This window comes from Geobacillus sp. DSP4a, assembly GCF_013096875.1.
Lineage (GTDB): Bacteria > Bacillota > Bacilli > Bacillales > Anoxybacillaceae > Geobacillus > Geobacillus thermophilus.
On sequence record NZ_SDLD01000299.1, the window covers coordinates 1 to 237 of the forward strand.

1 rRNA gene is annotated in these 237 nt (G+C 65.4%); it reads left to right on the forward strand.

The annotated features are described in order from the left end of the window. Positions 1 to 121, forward strand: a 16S ribosomal RNA gene (locus ETC02_RS17420); the annotation flags it as partial. Positions 122 to 237: the final 116 nt, after the last annotated feature.

A 237-nucleotide genomic window follows, 5' to 3' on the forward strand; every position in this document is an offset into this window, starting at 1 on the left:
CAACACCCGAAGTCGGTGAGGTAACCCGCAAGGGAGCCAGCCGCCGAAGGTGGGGCAAGTGATTGGGGTGAAGTCGTAACAAGGTAGCCGTACCGGAAGGTGCGGCTGGATCACCTCCTTTCTAAGGGGAAAAGCGAAGGCCGCCCGCCTATCGGCGAAACGCGCTGGAGGGCCTGCGAGGAGGCTGTTGCCGCCGCAGCAGGACCGAAGCGTCGCGAGCCGATGGCGGCCGGAGCT